Annotated in this window: 11 protein-coding genes and 1 pseudogene; 3 read left to right on the top strand and 9 right to left on the bottom strand. The window is 33.5% G+C overall.

The genetic code is table 11. The features are described from left to right. Nucleotides 1-332 precede the first annotated feature (332 nt). Nucleotides 333-482, top strand: coding sequence for a YvrJ family protein (locus ACFSUL_RS14520; protein WP_377937722.1), 150 nt, complete (start codon nt 333-335; stop codon nt 480-482). 226 nt (nt 483-708) lie between these two features. Here ACFSUL_RS14520 and ACFSUL_RS14515 read toward each other — a convergent pair whose 3' ends face one another. The 7 genes and pseudogenes from ACFSUL_RS14515 to ACFSUL_RS14485 all read right to left on the bottom strand — a co-directional run. Next, nucleotides 709-1,842: an HNH endonuclease gene (locus tag ACFSUL_RS14515; protein WP_377936577.1), complete on the bottom strand. Its 1,134-nt coding sequence runs from the start codon at nt 1,840-1,842 to the stop codon at nt 709-711. A 253-nt stretch (nt 1,843-2,095) separates the two neighbouring features. Beyond that, entirely contained in the window at nt 2,096-3,508 is a 1,413-nt protein-coding gene (locus ACFSUL_RS14510) for a UvrD-helicase domain-containing protein (RefSeq protein ID WP_377936575.1), read from the bottom strand. Between the two features lie 14 nt (nt 3,509-3,522). Beyond that, entirely contained in the window at nt 3,523-3,717 is a 195-nt protein-coding gene (locus ACFSUL_RS14505; RefSeq protein WP_377936573.1) for a hypothetical protein, read from the bottom strand. 11 nt (nt 3,718-3,728) lie between these two features. Beyond that, nucleotides 3,729-6,419, bottom strand: a complete 2,691-nt coding sequence (locus ACFSUL_RS14500; RefSeq protein ID WP_377936571.1) for a hypothetical protein — start codon at nt 6,417-6,419, stop codon at nt 3,729-3,731. Beyond that, the gene (locus tag ACFSUL_RS14495) at nt 6,409-9,495 is read right to left on the bottom strand and encodes a UvrD-helicase domain-containing protein (protein ID WP_377936569.1); all 3,087 of its coding nucleotides are present in this window, start codon (nt 9,493-9,495) and stop codon (nt 6,409-6,411) included. Before ACFSUL_RS14495 ends, ACFSUL_RS14500 begins: the two co-directional genes overlap by 11 nt. A gap of 607 nt (nt 9,496-10,102) precedes the next feature. Further along, the gene (locus ACFSUL_RS14490) at nt 10,103-11,482 is read right to left on the bottom strand and encodes a Sau3AI family type II restriction endonuclease (RefSeq protein ID WP_377936567.1); all 1,380 of its coding nucleotides are present in this window, start codon (nt 11,480-11,482) and stop codon (nt 10,103-10,105) included. A gap of 59 nt (nt 11,483-11,541) precedes the next feature. Then, nucleotides 11,542-11,634: pseudogene (locus tag ACFSUL_RS14485) on the bottom strand (MutH/Sau3AI family endonuclease); the annotation flags it as partial. 118 nt (nt 11,635-11,752) lie between these two features. Here ACFSUL_RS14485 and dcm point away from each other — a divergent pair. After that, nucleotides 11,753-13,045, top strand: coding sequence for a DNA (cytosine-5-)-methyltransferase (gene dcm, locus ACFSUL_RS14480; protein WP_377936565.1), 1,293 nt, complete (start codon nt 11,753-11,755; stop codon nt 13,043-13,045). Nucleotides 13,046-13,394: 349 nt separating this feature from the next. Here the strand turns inward: dcm and ACFSUL_RS14475 are convergent, their stop codons facing one another. Continuing rightward, nucleotides 13,395-15,698: a HelD family protein gene (locus ACFSUL_RS14475; protein ID WP_377936563.1), complete on the bottom strand. Its 2,304-nt coding sequence runs from the start codon at nt 15,696-15,698 to the stop codon at nt 13,395-13,397. A 792-nt stretch (nt 15,699-16,490) separates the two neighbouring features. On the opposite strand from ACFSUL_RS14475, the gene ACFSUL_RS14470 reads away from it, so the two are divergent. Continuing rightward, complete coding sequence (locus ACFSUL_RS14470) at nt 16,491-17,189, top strand: hypothetical protein (protein ID WP_377936561.1); 699 nt, start codon at nt 16,491-16,493, stop codon at nt 17,187-17,189. Between the two features lie 309 nt (nt 17,190-17,498). Here ACFSUL_RS14470 and ACFSUL_RS14465 read toward each other — a convergent pair whose 3' ends face one another. After that, nucleotides 17,499-18,500 (bottom strand): HNH endonuclease, encoded by a 1,002-nt coding sequence (locus ACFSUL_RS14465; protein WP_377936559.1) that lies wholly within the window; start codon nt 18,498-18,500, stop codon nt 17,499-17,501. Nucleotides 18,501-18,515 lie beyond the last annotated feature (15 nt).

The following is an 18,515-nucleotide window of genomic DNA, read 5'->3' as shown; positions in this document are numbered from 1 at the left end:
CTCCTTATACAAGCTGAGAATGATTATGTAATTTTACTTACCTCATACCTTTATCTCTTCAAATTGCAAAGGGACGCTTTGTAGAAATTAGCTATATTTTGTTTCAATCCCCCCTCCTCCTTCAGCTGTAAAAATGATGTAAGCACACTTAAAACAACCCCAGTAAATTGGTAATAACAAAGGTGGAGCTTTATAGTTCATACTCCCTACACATTCCATTATAACGTAAAAGAATAGAAATGTGAATCTTTTGTAAATTCAATACAAATAAAAAAGAGAGCTACATGAGCTCTCCATCGAACCCTAAATAGTAGACACTAAAAAATGGACCTATTCGGGTTTCGGTTCAGTGGATTAAGTGCTTCCTTTTTACCTCTGAAGTAAGGTTTCCAATCGTCGTTACATTGTATCTGCTTTATCGTATTGAAACAAAGCTGGATACGATGATGACTTCGATTCAAACGCTGTCGGAAAAATTGTGAGAATAGTAGAATAAGGAGAGGTTCAGTAATGAGCTTCTCCTTATTCTATATAGTAACCGTACTAATCATGTATCGTAATGGAGGATGCTGCGCTTTAATGCTCAATCGCTTGTGAACTTGTTGAGGTATTCACTTTTATAATATTAATCACCTTACCTCTTTCTTCATATATTTCACTAATGTGGTGTTACTGTGTCCTTGTAAGGTGCGTGCTAACAAATACGACTTATCTATGCCTAAAAACCTTATTAGTATGCCAATTCATATACGGAATGTGTTTGGATTCAAGTTTGATTTTTATAGTATCATTTAGTTTTAGTAATTCTTTATTCTGCTTACTTAAATCATGTGAAAGCACAATAGAACCTTCATCATCAAAGGATATATATCCACCATCAAAAGCAGCATTATGCGCTGGACATAGCAAAAGGCCATTAAAAAAGTCAACTCTCTCTATGTCATTACAGTCTTTCCATGGTTTAATGTGACTAGCGACTAAAAGATTTAAGATGTCCATCCCGCATACTTTACAAGAAGGTTCAGCCTTTAATAAACTTTCTCGAAATTTACCTTGAGTTGTTCGCACTTTCCGGAGATACTGTCTTTCACTTGGGAGTACTACATCAGATGAATTATTAATGATTTCTTTTTGTTTTATGTTTAATGGGGTTACATTGCCTGGGCCATTATTAACGAAATTAATCCATTCGCTGGGTGCATATTTTAGTGGGTTACCATTAGTTCCCTTTAGCTGAGCCAACCATTCTCTACTTATACCGCTGGGTTCAATATTAATCATGGTAAAATATGCTTTATAGTTTTGAAACAGATTTGGAGACTCACCAAATGTTGCTAATTCTAACGCATCTTCAAGTGTTTTTCCTATTATCCCTGGAACAGCAACTCCTAGGAATTCTACATTTGTTCCGACTCCAGTAGATTCAAATACAAACAAAGGTGGAATAGACTTTCTAGCCTCAGTAGATTCATAAGCTTTTTCAAAAATATCCTTAAGTAAGGCATTACCTCGTTGCTTAGTATTTAAATAGTAGTTACCTGGCTGTCTATTATCTCCATAATAAATAAAAGTCCCATTTGACTTATCAAGCGTATCCGGCCACTCTTCAATTTTACCAGTAGTAAAAATAACTGCATATGCTATTTCTTTTGTTGATTTCCCATTGTTCTCTATATTCGATTTTCTAAACCCTCCTCTATTACCAACACTTTTAGTAAACCCTTCTATTCTAAACAATTTATTTAAAGGATCGTCCGCAGCAGGATTACCTTTAGATCCCCCCTCGTATATAGCATTTACTAGTAGTGGTGCGGAATTAAGTTCTTCATATTTAAATCGCATAGTTATCTCTCCCTTGTACTTCAGGTATAATAAATTACTTTCTCACTGTTAAGTTTGATGTGTTTTCAATGTACTTGAATTGGTACATAGTCACCTTAGCCTATCAACTATTTGATTTTTAGCCACTAATAAATTAGGTCATCCTTTAATCAAAGGATAACCTAATAGTAATCTTTATTTTCATTTCACTTTCTTACACTGTGTTTTACCAAAGTTAAACTTGTAATCAAGGACTTTAAAATTCTTATTAATTCTAGAATATATCTTTTTTATAAGTACTTGGATCAATTTCCAGTAACAACCTTGACGGTTCTTTATAATAGAATACTTGTAAGTGCTTTTTAGCCCTTGTAATTGAAACATAAAGTAAGCGTCGTTCAACATCATAATACTCATCATCATGGATGTCTTTATTATCCGCTCGTTCATCATTAATCAAGTCCAAAATAATAACAAAATCAAATTCAAGACCTTTTGCGGAATGGAAAGAAGAAAATTTAACACCAGGAGAAGTAGGATTGCCTTTTCCATCTTTCAAATATTCATAAGCAATTTCGGTTCCTTTAATACTATGATAGATACGTCCTACACTACGCCACTCTCTCGCTAAAACGCCAATTGTTGCGCCAGGATATTCTTCTGCAATTTGCTTAATAGAATTGACAATTGCTTGGTCCTGAACTTGTCTACTAGCGCATTGATAAACCTCTGGAATAGGACCTGTATACTCTGGCATGACTGGCTTCACATATTCATCGTCATGAATGACTGAATCGTGTAACTGGAGGCTGTTGGCCATTTCAACTATTTGTTTAGTTGAACGGAACGAATTATTTAATATTTTCGTACGTCCACCTAGGATATTAAGACCAATATCCTTCCATGAGAAAGAAGTTTTATAGATTTTTTGTCCTTTATCAGCCGCAACAACAAAACCTTTTTTAGTAATAAAACGAAGTAACTGTAGTTGCAGTTGTTGCAAGTCTTGCGCTTCATCCACCATCACATGATCAAATTTAAAATGGTCCTTTATTTGATCTTTTTTGTCATAAATGATTCTTGCAAAGTCATCAAATCCTATCCTTCCTTTTCCAACTCGGGCATATTCATAGCTTTCAAACAGACTATAAATAAGATCACGATCTTGCTTCGTTACACGAACTTCTCCACCTCTTCCTTTTCGAACCGCCTGCTTATACTCCTCTCGAGTTGTAAATCCTTTTCCCTTCATCCAGGAAATCTCATCAAGCAAAAACGATTTATATTTCTCTTCCGTTATAAAACGATGATCAAGATTTGATTTGATGCTTGCAATCGATTTATTTAAAGCTTCCTTTTTATCACTGTCGTAAAAGATGTTTAAATTGTATGTTTTTAACAGATCCTTAAGCACGGAAGAACCCCAACCATGGAAAGTATAGACCTTTAAATTATCTGAACCAATTTTCTTTGCCATTTCTTTTGAATAACTAGTCAACGATTTATTATAGGTAAAAATACCAATTTTTAAATCAGGATTCTTTTTTAATAACTTATTTGCTCGGCGTAGGATAACTGTTGTCTTACCACTTCCAGCAATTCCTTTGATTAAGACCTCCTCACCATTATAGTCCACTACTTCTTTCTGCTTATCTGTTAATGCAAGATCTAGCTGGTCAACTGCCAATCGTTTCTCCTCCCCTAAATATCATCATCTAAGTCGTCCCAGTCATCCCCATCACCAAAAATGTCTTCTTCTGCAGAAGGAACGCTTTTCCCCGACTTAATAGCTTCAAAGGTTTGAGTAAAATTTGTTTCCACCTTTGTTTTTATTTCTTTTTCTTCCTTAAATTGCACACGCCATTTAGATGCGATGGTTTTCCAAATATTATTCATAATACTCTCCCTTATTCATCCACAGGGAATTCTGCAGCTGGACAAAAATTATTGTGTGGACAATAACGACACCTTTCCCCTGGAGTAGCATGCATATTAATTGGATAATGACTAAATTGCTCATCTAGTAATTCTTTTTTTTCTTCATTTAACACTTCTGGATGGTCAATAAACTTCTTAATATCTTGGAAAACTTGTTGTGTTTCTTCTTTGACCTTGGTGCTCCTTAAATATGGAAACTGAAAATGGATTCGTTCTTTAACGAATTTATCATTTACACCATAGTTCATCATAGAAGGAGCAAACGCTGTTTTATGATTTTCTATTCCTTCTTTTGTTAATAATGTCTTTTTATAATCTGTCCAATAAGGAAAAATCTCTTTTATACTTTCTATTGCAAGGTTTTCTTCACCATCAGTACTAAACCGTAACACTGTTTTAACTAACTGGATAAATAAACTTTCATGAATAAACTCACTGCTGAAATATCCGTGTTTATCCGCCAAAAAGCTATAATAAAAGCGACGTGGACAATAAAATAGTTCTGCCAATGCATCGTCCGGATAATCGGACATTTTTCTTTTTGCTTCCCTCACAAGATCCTCATCGTTAGCTGGTTGATAAGACAAATTCATATCATGGTTATGAGGAAGTTCATCTTTAATATGTAACTGGGAAACATAAATGCTTGGCTCTAAGTCTTTTTTGTCCTGAAATTCCGTCATCCACGAAAGTTCTATCCCTTTAGAGAATTGCAGAACCGTATAGATAAGATATCGCGTAATTTCCTTAACATTTTCATTACGAACCAAATCAAATTTTAATGGTAGATTCTGATTACTCAAATGTTCGAGTGTCTTTTCACCAATCGGCCATGGTAGTTCAAACTCAGAATATGGTAAGCCTTTTTCATCAAGACCCGTAACATGCGTAACAGCATCTTCCTCGTACGATTTAAAACTTTCGCCATCCACTTCAATAAACGGTCGAATTGAGTCAGGGTCTTCTATTTCGTCTGTCTTCTTGAGTTTTCCTGTTAGATAGAGTTTAATCGCAGCACTAATATCTTCTACCCAGAATTTATCAATACTAGGTTCACTTTGTAACCGATGTTCTAATTTCTTAATTAATTCCTTCTCCTCTTCATCCGCAGCTAGTTGGTTCTTTGTTTCAGTAATAATTTTCTTTAACTTCTCGAAATGTTCGGATAGGCTTATTTTACTTGGTTCATTACCGATCAAGTCCTCAGCAATTCTTGTCAATTCTTCAATAAAATAAACAATCTGTTCAACTGCCGCTTGCGAAACTTGAAAATGGGAAAACATAGAAAATGGACTTCCCATCATCGAGTGGAAACGATTATCCCCTTCTTTACGAAATTCAACAAGAATCTCCTCATTAATCCTTTTTAACTTTGTTGCACGCTCATGCCAACTCTGTAAAGAATGACACCCCTTAAAAAAAGGTAAGATATCATACAATGTATTTGTATAATCTCGTGCATTTTCACCATTTTCTTTATCGTATAACCAACCAGAGGCAAACGTTTCAAATAAGCCTTTTTCTGTTAAGATTAATTGTTGGTCATTCCTATCCCACATGTCATGCAAATGATAGAAAAATTGTCCAATAGGATATGACAAAAAGTTTTTCTTGTGTCGGAACAAATCTGGATGATATTCAGACATCCGCTCGTTTAAAGCTTTTGCATTAGGAGCAATATACGTCTTTTTGGGGCTATTTTGAAATTCCGGTAAAAATTCATAAAAGTCATGATACTTAATTAATTTAGGTTTTGCCTCATTCTTAATAGCTGGCAAAGCTTTTCCTTCATAAGCACTGATAAAATAATCTGCTATAGATAATTCACATGGATTTCCTTCTTGTTTTATCCATTTATCGCTAGACATCCAGCCATTTTCCTCATTGATAAACTTTTCAATAAAAGAAAAGGAATTAGGGTAGCGCATGTCATACAAATTCAGAAATACAATCGAAAACCCACATTGATGTAGTAGCTTAAATATACGTTGCTGAATTGGGGTAATGAAATAAAATCCGTGTAACACTAAAGTAGACTTTTCATAGTTTACTTTCCTATTACGAATTCTTTCAATGGTAGATTTATCATAATCGGATTTATATGTTTCTGCGACCAACTCGGATAAGAAGCCAAATGCTTTGCTTGGCTGATATTTGTGAAAGATTCCTGTACTTAGAAATTCTCGAAGGGTTTTAAAGCTTGAAATTTCTTCCATTCTGTTCCACAGGGCACGAAAAAGATGCTCTTTTGGCGTAGGCCCTGTACCCTCCATATGGACTGGACTAATCCCCAATTCGGTAAACTTTCTCATTGTAGAAAGTACTTCTGATTGGTTTCTACGAAAAGCTTCATAAATATCTGTATCAACCTCAGGAACTGTCTCCCGCTTTAACAACTCCGTTAAATACAAGTACTGCTCCAGTTCGGTTTGTGCATTCGTCCAAGCGCCCATGACAGCATCTATGAAGGATGCTGCGACTAAGATTGGTGCTTCGATAAAGGATACATCTCCATCAGTCTTTTTTTGCTGATATCTCTGAAATACACCATCCCGCACGTTTTTGGTTGCACAAATATGTAAACATTTTTTATATGGTGCAAACTCTTCAATCTCTTCTAATTGTCTTGGATTATTATAAGTAATAACTTTAATCGACATTGCTATGACTCCCTTGTTTTAATTGGTTAGCCCATGTGTTAGCAACAATATTAGAAGGTTGGAAAACAATTAATTTTTCCCTTGTTCTCGTCATTGCTACATACAATAATCTGGTTTCCTCTTTTTTCACTGCCTCTTTATCAATGTCAATAAAGTCATTATAATACTTATTCTGAAACCCATTATTAATATTTACAAACCACCCCGCCTGCGCTCTATCTTCACTAAACAAGATATTTGTTTGTTCCTTATAAAATGGACGACTCGTAAAAGGTATGATTACAGTATGATACTCTAGTCCTTTAGAACGGTGGACAGTAACAATTTCAATGGGAACATGTTCTGTCTTCTCAGCCGCTGATAAATGGAAAGGTTCGTCTTCATTTCGATTAGTTTTAATTTGAATATCTAGCCAAGAATAGATTGTATATAGTGACGCATTACTACTATCAAATTGTTGATGTAACATATTAAATAAATGATTCAAATTACTTTTGTATTGCATCACATCGTTATTCGCCTTTTCCTCTGCAAGTACTTTATCACCTTCGCACACCTGGATATAGTGCTCATACAACTGGTTAAATATATGTTGATAAAGGTTGTGATCATTTATAATATCTCGAATCACAGCAAAAACAGGCTTTATTCTCAAATAATCAACGTACCTTGTAAAGTTTTCCTTTAATTGATGATTATTAGCTAGGTAAACTAAAATCATGTTATTGTCTCCGTTAAAAGGAATTAACTCATCAAAAGGTACACGAATAGGAAAATAAGGTGTACTTAACGCATTCAATACACTTTTTGAACTATTAGGAAATAGCAGTCCTTCCACTACTAATAAAAAATCTCTTACAGCATTACTAGAAAAAAATGTACCACCAATGTTAACGGTCGTATCTATCCCCCATTCTTCACACCAATCCTTGACTTTCTTTGCTTGAAAGTTGGTACGGACTAGCAATCCAATGCGACGTTTTTTTACACTTTCCTTTTTATCAATGTTTTCTTCAATCCACTTTATGGACTCCTTTAGCCGTTGATGCATTTCTTCCTTTTGGTCATATTCATTCGAATATTTCACTCGTACATACTCATCAGTTTCTTCAGGAATAGCTTTTTGTTCAAAACTAGTTAATGCATCCCGATCCTCATATACTAAATCTCCACTTCTTCCCCAGACAGAAAATTTATTCCCCATCTCTTCTAATAATGATTCAGACGTCCTATAATTGATTTTCAATGAATGTGTAATCAATCTACTCGTTAATTTATTATCTAATTCCTCAAAGGCCGTTTCCGTTGCACCTCTAAATCGATAGATGGATTGTTTAATATCTCCAACTACAAACAGACTTGCACATAATTTGTTATGAATTTCTGCGACCATTTGTATTTGAACATCATCGGTATCTTGGAACTCGTCAACGAATAAGTACTTTACCCTAGGAGAAATTTCTGGTAGCACATCATGGTCCATGCTAATTTGACTAATCTTTCGAACTAAGTCCCCAATCGTTATTGCATTTTCTCTTTTCTTTAACGTATCAAATCTCTTTTCTGCTTTTTGGAAAGTATATTTAAAAAGCTGATTTAAAGCGAAACTGTCTTCGTCCCCTTTTTCCCATTTAAGATTGGCAATTTCCGTCTCACTTAAACCCTTTTTCTCCATCTCGTCCCAGAATGACTCAATAATTTGTATCAACTGAAAATGTCTAAAGTCTTCTAAACCAAGGCTTTCTAGCTCTTTCGCACCTACATAATCATTAATTACGTCTTCTATAATTTCTTTCCGTTTATATTTATAGCTGCGTAAACGAAGGTCCTTCCCAAAACCAAGTACAAAACCAAGGTCGTTAATTAAAGATTTTGCAAATGAATGGATTGTACTAATGCGAAGGTTTTTTAAGTCTTCAGCATACTGCAAATATTTAATTTGCTTTGTGACATTAAATCTGTCCATTAAATCCTGCTTTAAACGGTGTAGCATTTCAGCAGCAGATACATTCGTGAATGTAATCATAGCAATTTCTTTCAAAGAGACAGATTTATCCATCTCAAGTAAAAATAAAATCCGTTGCACCATCGAAGTTGTTTTCCCTGTACCAGCACCTGCAGTTATACCTAGGTTTGAATTTAATGGCGCATGTTCCACAATATATTGTCCAGCATTGAATTTAGGGAACTTCACAAACCACTTGTTAATTACTTCTTCTGATGGGTAATCACCATCAACTACCACAATGGGCCTTTCAAGCTTATAATTAAATAGAGTTGATTCTGATTGAAACAAGTGAATTTTTTTAAATTTATTAAATTCCTTTGGATAATCTTCCGTAAACTTTGATAAAATTATTATTTTTATCCCTACAGAAAGGTAATCATGAAACAATTTAATGTTCTGTTTCACATCATCTTCACTGGATGGAATGAACAGGATAGAGTACTTTGGTTGTACTTCATCTAGGGAAGGAGTTTGAAAACTTTCATCTAAATCAACCGAAAATATTTCTAGTAAAGCATCCCAGTCAGAATCTGTTAATTCCCCTCTAGATTTGTATATCTGTGTCTCAGATATTTTTTCAAGTAACCTTTCTTCTTGCAGGTCATCCCTAAAAAGGATTGGTGGAATATGCGGGCCTTGTAAATCTGTTCTACTCTCCCACTCATCCCTAGTAATAGAAGGAAGTGCAACCAAAACTCTTTTAGAGATTTTCCCTTTAAATTTTTGATCCTTCTCTATATAGTTCATTAAGTTATTCAACTGTGTTTCTGCTTGTTCATACGGATTACCTTCAGATTCATAAAAACCCTGATAGTTCCACTGATGACCAGTTATAGACTTAATGTTATTTATGTTTAAATCCTTCACTTCTATGACAATAGTACCAAGTTCTTTATCAAACAGGAGTATATCTGGCTCGTTACGCCTACCATTAGACAAAAAAATAGGATAATGCCAGAAACCAAGAGTATCTGTAGAATTAAAAACTGATTTTATAACATCCCAAACCCGTTTTTCCGCTCTAACTCCCTGTCGACCCTCAGTATTTGTTTCAATAAAATGTCCCATAAAAATAACTCACCATCTTCTATTTTGTCACCTAATTATAGCAGATAATAGGTATGATGTCATGGTTAGTAAGATACAATCTATTACACCTTAGTGGATATATAATGCATTTGAAAGGAACTCGTCGATTCAATCGATGCTATAACTGTAAAACAGTAGTGGAAATAATAATTTTCAATAATACATCTCTAAGCTAGAGTAGGACATTAGTTAGTTGAGCCACGCTCTCATATAATTCACCTATAAAAATTCACTTATTAGGTACAACAAAAAAGAGTCGACTTTACGACTCTTAATACTCATTTCTTTTGCGAGACTTCCTAGTGATGGCTAACTCGGACACATTTGGCTTATTGAATTTCAGTACAACTAAACCTGAGTTAAAGTCGACACCCTACCTACATAATAGTCGGTAATTATCCTCTCTACTTTTCATAAAAATAACATATCTTTGTTATCTTTTCTGTGGCGTTTTGTTATTAAGTATACTGTTTTATTGACTTCATTTCCATTTCTTCTCTTATAATTTCTCTCCGCCTTTTATATATTTCCCTCTTACTTTTGTCTATATCGTGATACAATTCATCTAATCGCTAGCTTATGTACCTTATTGATTTAACCCGACAATTTTCCTTATATACTCTTTATTAATGAATAGACTTTTTTTCTTTAATATTAATCCGTTAGGTAATGTTACAAATACACTTTTACCTGAACCTTTCGGACGAATTTGAAATGGTGGATAGTCTGCTTTTCGTCCGGGTAAGTTGTCAGACCATTTCCCATGTTCTCCTTTTGTTTCATCAATGTCTACTCTTACGGAACCCGTATTAAGCATATTTTTTATTCGATAATAGAGTTCAGATGCTGTAATAATTAATTCATCATCAGGAACCCAAATAGTGTAGCCTACAAATCTGTTTTTATTTTTTTCGTATTCATCCCATACTGTTAGTAAATATTTTGTTTCTGCAAACCAACCATACCAAGTAGATTCCTCAAATTTGTCATTTGCTATTTCAGTAAAATCAATATTGGGAAATGACATATCTTGATTGTCTTTTCTATCCAATCTATCACGAACAGTTTTTATTGAATATCCTTCTTTCAAGAACTCCTCAGTATGATTCAGATTTTCCCCTTTACTACCAAACATAAAACCAATTAAATTGAATAGACTACTCTTCCCTTTTACTTCTTTTTGTAAATCAAATTGGATTTCTTCATCAGTTTTTCCGACATATTTATTTAAAGTTTCAGTGACCGTATCGAGAAAGCTCTGTTGAGGCGGAACATGGATATGTTCAACTTGCTCAGGTGTCATTAGATTTCTAAAATAAGCAGACATGTAGCCAACCTTATAAGAGTATGCACGTGATTTTGCTTTTTCTATAGAAAATGGTTGTTTAACCAAGTCTTTTCCATTTCCTTGCCCTTTTGTGCATGCTCCCATTATTTTCTGTTGTTTCTCACTAATTTCATGAGCTTCACCTTGCTGGATTTTATCAACAATTGTTTGATAATCTAATCGCACTTGTGGCTTATCAGATTTAGGTAACTCAAAACGAATAGTCTTAATTATCTTGAATTCCTCAACCGGTTTATTTTCTTCATGAATGTAAAAAATTAAAAGCATGCTTTGCGCTTTTTTATTTACAATACTTTCTTCAAATGGAATTTGATAATCTTCCATATAGTTAATCATTCCCAGTACAAGACGCTCTTTTGAGCTATATCCAACCCTTTTTTTCTTAAGAATAGGTGTTACTTTTAATTCGATGTGATGATGTTCGAAATCGGCACCTTTGATTGAGTTTGCTGGAATTCCAAAATAATCAGATTGAATCATGTTTCCTATGCTGCCTTTATCTTTTTTCCTTTTTAACCAACCAGATTTGTCTAAGTCTCCAAGTTTTTTTCCTTCAAGCTCTTTTGCTAAATCGAATATTTGTTGCTCAGTCCAAGATTCAGAATAAACATATGACATTTAACCACCTCATATTATGAACACATTGATATAATAAGCCTATAGCATCAATATAATTTTTTCTTCCAAAAACTGCTGGTTTCAAATGTTCCTCCAGTAATATTCATATAATTAATCATACTCAAAACAAGACGCTCTTTGGCGGATAGAGTCCTTATGTTTATCGTACGGTAATTGCATATAATTTCATTTCACTTCATAGTTGATCTTTTGTTTGATTTCTATTATAATAGAGTTTAGTAATTAAATTAACCGAAAGGATGTTCTCATTTGGATATTAAAGTCGTCGAACTTTTTGCAGGAGTCGGTGGATTTCATGTTGGTCTTAATCGTGCTAGAGATTTTGAAGTAGTATGGGCTAATCAATGGGAACCTTCTACAAAAACGCAACATGCTTATAACTGCTATATTAATAACCTTGGTGAAAACGAAAATTTTACTAATGAAGATATTGCTGAAGTATGGCCAACCACTCCTTTTCATGATTTATTGGTGGGAGGTTTTCCTTGTCAAGATTATTCCGTCGCACGCTCCTTACAAGGAGAGCTAGGAATACAAGGAAAAAAAGGGGTTCTTTTCTGGCAAATCATGAATGTAGTGATGTATAGAAAGCCAAAGTATGTACTGTTAGAGAATGTGGACCGGTTGTTGAAAGCTCCCGCTAGCCAACGAGGTCGAGATTTCTCTGTTATGCTAGCAAGTTTTAGGGATGCTGGCTATGATGTTGAATGGCGTATCATAAACGCGGCTGATTATGGGTTCGCTCAAAGAAGAAGACGTGTATTCATATTCGCCTATAAAAATGACTCTCGTTATGCAAAACAACAAAAAAAACTAAGTGATGAAAAACTATTACATCAAGAAGGCTTTTTTGCCCCTTCTTTCCCTGTTGAGGAAACTCCTTCATCCAAACACTATACAGAGCCATTCCTACTACCTGAAGATATTGTAGAAATTTCGGATGGATTCAGCAAAACATATCGAAATTCAGGTATCATGAGGAATGGCAGTGTAACCACTAATGAATTAATACCTGTAAAAAAACAGGCTAAAACATTAGGTGAAGTTGTTCAGGAAGTTCATGACAAAATGGGATTGGTAGATGAAAGTCTTTATTTAGATAATAGTAAAGTAAACAAAAAAGGACGCACCGAATTTGAAGAATTCGAGTATCTAAAAGGTTCTAAAAGAATTGAACGGACTTCTAAAACAGGACATAAATACATCTACTCAGAAGGTGGAATGGCATTTCCAGAATCACTAGATGCCCCTGGTAGAACTATGCTAACAAGTGAAGGAACCAAAAATCGTAGCTCACATGTCATTGAAGATCCGTATACAAAAAAAATACGTTACTTATCACCTGAGGAATGTGAACTTTTAAATGACTTCCCAATCGGCTGGACTGATACAGGGATGCCTAAAAGGACAAGATACTTTTGTATGGGTAACGCACTTGTTGTTGGATTAATTGAAATAATGGGGAAACGTATTAAAGAAATTCATAAATTAGAAGAGGAAATGCTTCAAAAAGAAGGTTTTGAGCAGCATAGTTTTCTATAAGACTAAAAGCAGCACACAGATTGAGTGCTGCTTTTGCTTATGCTCAAGTTTTAAAGTATATTCCTTTCTTTAACATATGTATGCTATAATCCCCTGTTAAAAAGGTATTATATAAGATACAAAATTTATTCACACCGTAATGTTCTAACTATAGTTGAAAACGAACCGGAGTTTAGAGAAACTTGGGAAGAAGTAAAACATATTTCTCCGACAACATGCTTATAGATTGTTATAAAGAGCACTGAATAAGTATAACTAAATCGTTATATACAAGGAATTAACTTTAGTTCCTCACGAAAATCAAGAGGATTAGTACTTTATAATCACATGGAAAAACTCCCTAATCAAATTAGAGTATATCATCAAACTCTGAAGTCACTATAGGTCTTTCGGTAACCATTCCATCAAATAAAGGCGACGGAGTATCTTGATAAAATACTTTCACTTCTTGTTGCGCTCGAGTTAGTAGAACATATAATAGCCTAGCATGTAGTTCATCCTTCGGGAAATTTTCTGCATTTGCATTAGCTATGATCACCGCATCAAATTCCATACCTTTACTATAGTAAGAAGAAAGTACAGAAACATAACCTTGTTTAACTTCTTGATTTGGGTTTACATAAACAGCATCTTGATTAAAATGATTTCTGAGATAATCAGCTAACCCTATAGCCTTCTTCTCATCCTTGTGAATAACAGCAATTCTTTTATACTTCTGTTTCCATCTATCAATAGTCGTAACAAGACTTTCTAGCAAATCTCTTCCTGACATCACTTTATTTAACGAAACATCCGGACCACTCCGGTTTAAAGGAGTAATAGGATAATAGGAATCGCCATGTTGGTTCGTTAATACAGTATTTGCGACATCAATAATTTCTTTAGTAGAACGATAACTTGTACCTAATGAAAGCAACATATATTTTCTATCATGGAAGATTGTTTTCATTAGATTATTCCAATTATACTGACCATAATTCAAGAATATAGATTGCTCTCTATCTCCTAAAATAGTAACGGTTTTTGTCATTTTCTTTAGAACAGCATAATGAACGAAGCTTAAGTCTTGACCTTCATCAATGACAATATGTGCAAATTTCTCAGGCATATCATATAACAATAGATAAATATAAAATATTGGAGCAATATCAAAATAATTAATTTCTTTTAAATTATAGCCCTTAAAGAGATTCGGAACTTCTTTTCCGATTTCATTTTCAAACATATCCAGTACTTCGAATTTAAGAATTTGTTTATAGATAGTATAAGGATTTGGTATTTCCATAGATTTTTTCCATTTTGTAAATTCGGTTTTGTATTCCGTTTTTAATTTCTTTATTTTATATTCTCCAACTTTATTTACTTGTTTTTTGATTGATTCTTTCTCAGTGTTCAGTAGACCACCATTTTCAAGAAATTTGTTTATAGATATAGCCTGAGCCTCTATAGCTTTAATTTTCTGATTTATAAGGTCTTTGAAATGTTTTTCAACATGCTGGATAAACTTCTCTACTTTTTTGACAAACGGAAGGTAAGAATATCCTTCATATATCTTTACTAAGTCAGATACCTGTAGCAATTCATCAAACATTTGTAAAGGTACAAAAAGGTTTTCATATTCAGATTGAATCTGATCAACAAAAATATCTAGAACCCTCACAAACTCCTCTGAACCTTTGAATTCTGTTATGGCCTTCTCTTGGGTATATCCCTCAACAAAAAGTACATCTTCAAAATAACCTCTATAGCTTGTTTGAAAACTTTTAGGTAAAAAAGGTTTTAGATAATCAATTACGAGGTTTTGGAAAGTAGATTGACGAATGCCATCTAGATTCAAATCAGGTAAAAGCCCTTTAAACGAACTAATGAAAAGGTTGGAAGGACCTAAGATAAGCAAATCCTCTGGTTTAAGGTGTTTATTATTAAACAGTAAATATGACAAGCGATGAAGAGCTATAGAGGATTTTCCTGATCCCGCTACACCTTGAATTGATACGTTATATTCAAGAGGTTGTCGAATCGCCAGATCCTGTTCTTTTTGTATGGTCGCGATGATTTCTTTTAAATAACCGGTTGTATCACTATTCTCTAAGATTTCTTTTAAAAAATCATCTGTAACCGTTAATTCTTCCCCTTTATCTGTCATCGTAACATTTAAATTACTATTAGTTTCAGCAACTTGTTGTAGCATTTTAATTATTTTTTTATCCTTTATCGTAAACTCTCTTTTCATTTGAACATCTACATGGTTTTTGAACTTTTTATTATTCCTTTCATCCATTACGGTGTAACTCTGTCTTGGTTTACCTGGCATAAAATTGTAATAAACAGAAGCCATCGGCATTCTCCAGTCGACTACAACTAAATTTTCATCGCTATCTCTGACCCCTTGTTTCCCTATATATAAAGTATCGTTAATACCATCTTCTCTAATATCTATTCTTCCAAAGTAGGGCTCAGCTTTAGCTTTCTTTAATTTCTCTTGGTCACTTCCCCCTGTTTTATAAGCTATTTTGTCATTATTGGAATTAGATTGACTATTAAATTCCAGTTTACGATCTAATAACTCCCAAATAAAATAAGAATAATCTTCAATCTTTTGAATGGTGCCCTCTAAATGACTCTGCTCTTTTTTCACTTCATTTTTGTCCATGATTTTCACCTCAACCAATGATGATATAAAACTCTATGTTTAAATGTTAATTTTGTAGGATATTGTCATAATACTATTCTACTAGAAAATGTAAGCAACTAAAAGGTTGAAATTTTTAGTAAGTTTTTTATTATCTAGTAGTGAGTCTCGCATATGAAATTGCTTTAGATTTTCTTCATTTAGTATTTAATCCACTTTATACTTAAGAAGCTCTGTCACATGGACAGAACTTCTTAAATCAAATTCTTCTATTTTATTATGAGTACTCGCAAACATAACTAATCAAAGGCCCAATTAAGTCGTCAGTAATAATTTTAAGTCCATTTATACAACAATCCCGCAGTTGTGTGAAAAATATTAATATTTAATCACGTATGCACTCTTCTACGATTGAGTTTATTAAGTCTGTCAAAAAGCTCCTTCTCTTTTTACACAGTTTGACACAATATTACTATTTAATAATATCGGAAAATATCTGATGAATATATAATAGTTCCTTTGTTCAATATACTTAGTTTCCCTAATTATTTTTTATTATTAGTAAGGGCATATACAAAAAAGTTATCCCCTTATTCTCTGAACTAAAGGGATAACTTTCATTAAAGATATATAATCAGGAAACTCCCGAAAATCAATCGTAGCTTAAGCCATTTATCAAGATAAATTAGATGTGACTTATGACCCACCATTCTATATTAGGTATAATTGACAAGTACAAAAGAACTATAATAAATAGCCTTTTTTACTATAATATGTATAATGTATTTTATAACAAAAAAAGGAGAATATATTATGAAAAATATCTTTGAAAAATTTGCTGACGAGTTATTAAAGTTACCTGAAGAAGATGTTATCTTTACAACTTTTCCGGATGGGAATGCGTTTGGATTTAGGTATAGAAATAACTATTCAGGATTAATGGCGTCTAGACCCCACTGGAAAAGACCAAAACAAGGTCTATTTGATGTGCTCGTCTTAACAGGAAATAGATATCCATTAAACGGAGAAGTGGGTGTAACCCACTATTTAGCATTTAATGATTTGCTTGCACATTCAAATCTACCAAACTGCGAAAAAATTTGGGAAGGTCAAGATCCTTTGATTGTTGGACAAAATAATGATGAAAGACAAGCTCTACTAGCCCTTGCCCTTCTAATGTTTGAACAGGAATTAAACTGGGGAGACCAGAATTATCAAAAATTCACGGCATTCCCCCCTAGTAAAGGCAGTCGTCCTAGAGATATGATTATGGGCTTCTTACACATAATTTTTACCCAGAACAACGTTGACGCTATCCAATCATGGAAACCTAGTATTTATAATAAAAAAACACCAGATTTCGGGGGGAAATACGCCGACTTTCCTGTTGAGTTAAAAAAGGCTCATTTTAATCAATACGCTGAAAACAGAACAGTACGACCATTAATGCAGGGTGATTATCTAACAAGGTTTATGCTTGTAGCAGACAGATTTGATAATAACTCTAACTAAAGTGTTTAACCCCCTTATAGATAGTGTTCAATAAAAACAAAGAGCCTTCCAAATCTGGAAAGGCTTTTTACTTACTGTTACATCCTTATTAATCTTTCCTTGCAAGTAGTGAGCATCATTCGACATGTCTTGAATATGTATTATTGACGGGACCTCGTCTAGCAAGTTAATAGCATTAGTCTCTAGTTGAAGTGTGCATGATTTATAAATTGCCAAAATAGTCTATTTCTTCCTCTTATTCTTCTTCATATTTGGTGATTAATCAAGTAAGGACAATGTCACATCGGCATTTCGATAGTTTCTAATAGATCAATTAGCACTCTTACTTTTAGGAGTCCAAAAGTCATTATAGCCATTATCTATTGAATACTCATAAAGTTCTTTAAGCTTATTCCTTGTATATACCCCCATATCTTCTCTCTTTTGAATTTCTGGTTTAGACAAGAGGTAACTATTTCGGTCAATTAGATTGTCAAGAAATTCAACTTTTGCTAGCTTATCATTCTTAGCTAAATTACATTGACTACAAGAAATAACTAGGTTCCATAATTGGTCCGTTTGAACATAACTCCAAGGGATGAAATGGTCTACATGAGCAGTGTCCTTCTTTTTAACTGCCTTTCCACAATAGAAGCAAGTTCCATCATAAAATGAGGCTAGTATATAATAAAAGTGATCCAGTGAAGAACGTTTTGACACATTTTCAACTTTGTATAATAGATTGTATGTATCCTCTTTATCATTAAACTTTTCTAAAAATAAAACTAATTGATAATTGGTCAAATAAGTAATTACTCTTTGGAAGCGCTGCATAAAGGAATAAAAAGAGGGATTAAATTGGATATATTCCTTTTTGTTATCAAAATTGTAAATTGTATGTCCTGCGTCCCCATATAAAGCACCCATTACATTTAACTTACATTTACTTTTAACTTTTTTTATAATATCAATTTGTAGTTCCGTTGATATTCTATCGAAGATTAAAGTATTAGGAATTAGATATTTTTCCTGAACTTTTAAAAGGATTGACTGCACTTCCGCTTTTTTTCCCATCATATTGATTTGATTTAAATTATGGTGAATAACTAAATTCCAGTAGATTTTTGCAAAGCTGCTAAATATCTGATTGTAATTTAGCTCCAATTTCTCATTCACGTTATATAAATTCTCTAACAGAGCCTTTATCATTACAAATTTATATGTTGTAGAGTTTCTCGATTTAGGAGAAAAGATAAAGTTAAAATGCCCCCAAATTTCTTTATCGGATAAATAAGTTACTTTCATTTCTCCAAATTGAAGTTTATGGCTCATAACTACTCCTTTTTA

Source organism: Bacillus seohaeanensis, from assembly GCF_042684945.1.
Taxonomy (GTDB): Bacteria; Bacillota; Bacilli; order Bacillales; family Bacillaceae_B; genus Rossellomorea; species Rossellomorea seohaeanensis.
This window is presented reverse-complemented; position numbering and strand designations above follow the sequence as displayed.

Bases quoted from the DNA above. Each gene is read 5' to 3' on its own strand.
- ACFSUL_RS14515 (WP_377936577.1), bottom strand. From the start codon at position 1,842: ATGCGATTTAAATATGAAGAACTTAATTCCGCACCACTACTAGTAAAT.
- ACFSUL_RS14505 (WP_377936573.1), bottom strand. From the start codon at position 3,717: ATGAATAATATTTGGAAAACCATCGCATCTAAATGGCGTGTGCAATTT.
- ACFSUL_RS14500 (WP_377936571.1), bottom strand. From the start codon at position 6,419: ATGTCGATTAAAGTTATTACTTATAATAATCCAAGACAATTAGAAGAG.
- ACFSUL_RS14495 (WP_377936569.1), bottom strand. From the start codon at position 9,495: ATGGGACATTTTATTGAAACAAATACTGAGGGTCGACAGGGAGTTAGA.
- ACFSUL_RS14490 (WP_377936567.1), bottom strand. From the start codon at position 11,482: ATGTCATATGTTTATTCTGAATCTTGGACTGAGCAACAAATATTCGAT.
- ACFSUL_RS14475 (WP_377936563.1), bottom strand. From the start codon at position 15,698: ATGGACAAAAATGAAGTGAAAAAAGAGCAGAGTCATTTAGAGGGCACC.
- ACFSUL_RS14470 (WP_377936561.1), top strand. From the start codon at position 16,491: ATGAAAAATATCTTTGAAAAATTTGCTGACGAGTTATTAAAGTTACCT.
- ACFSUL_RS14465 (WP_377936559.1), bottom strand. From the start codon at position 18,500: ATGAGCCATAAACTTCAATTTGGAGAAATGAAAGTAACTTATTTATCC.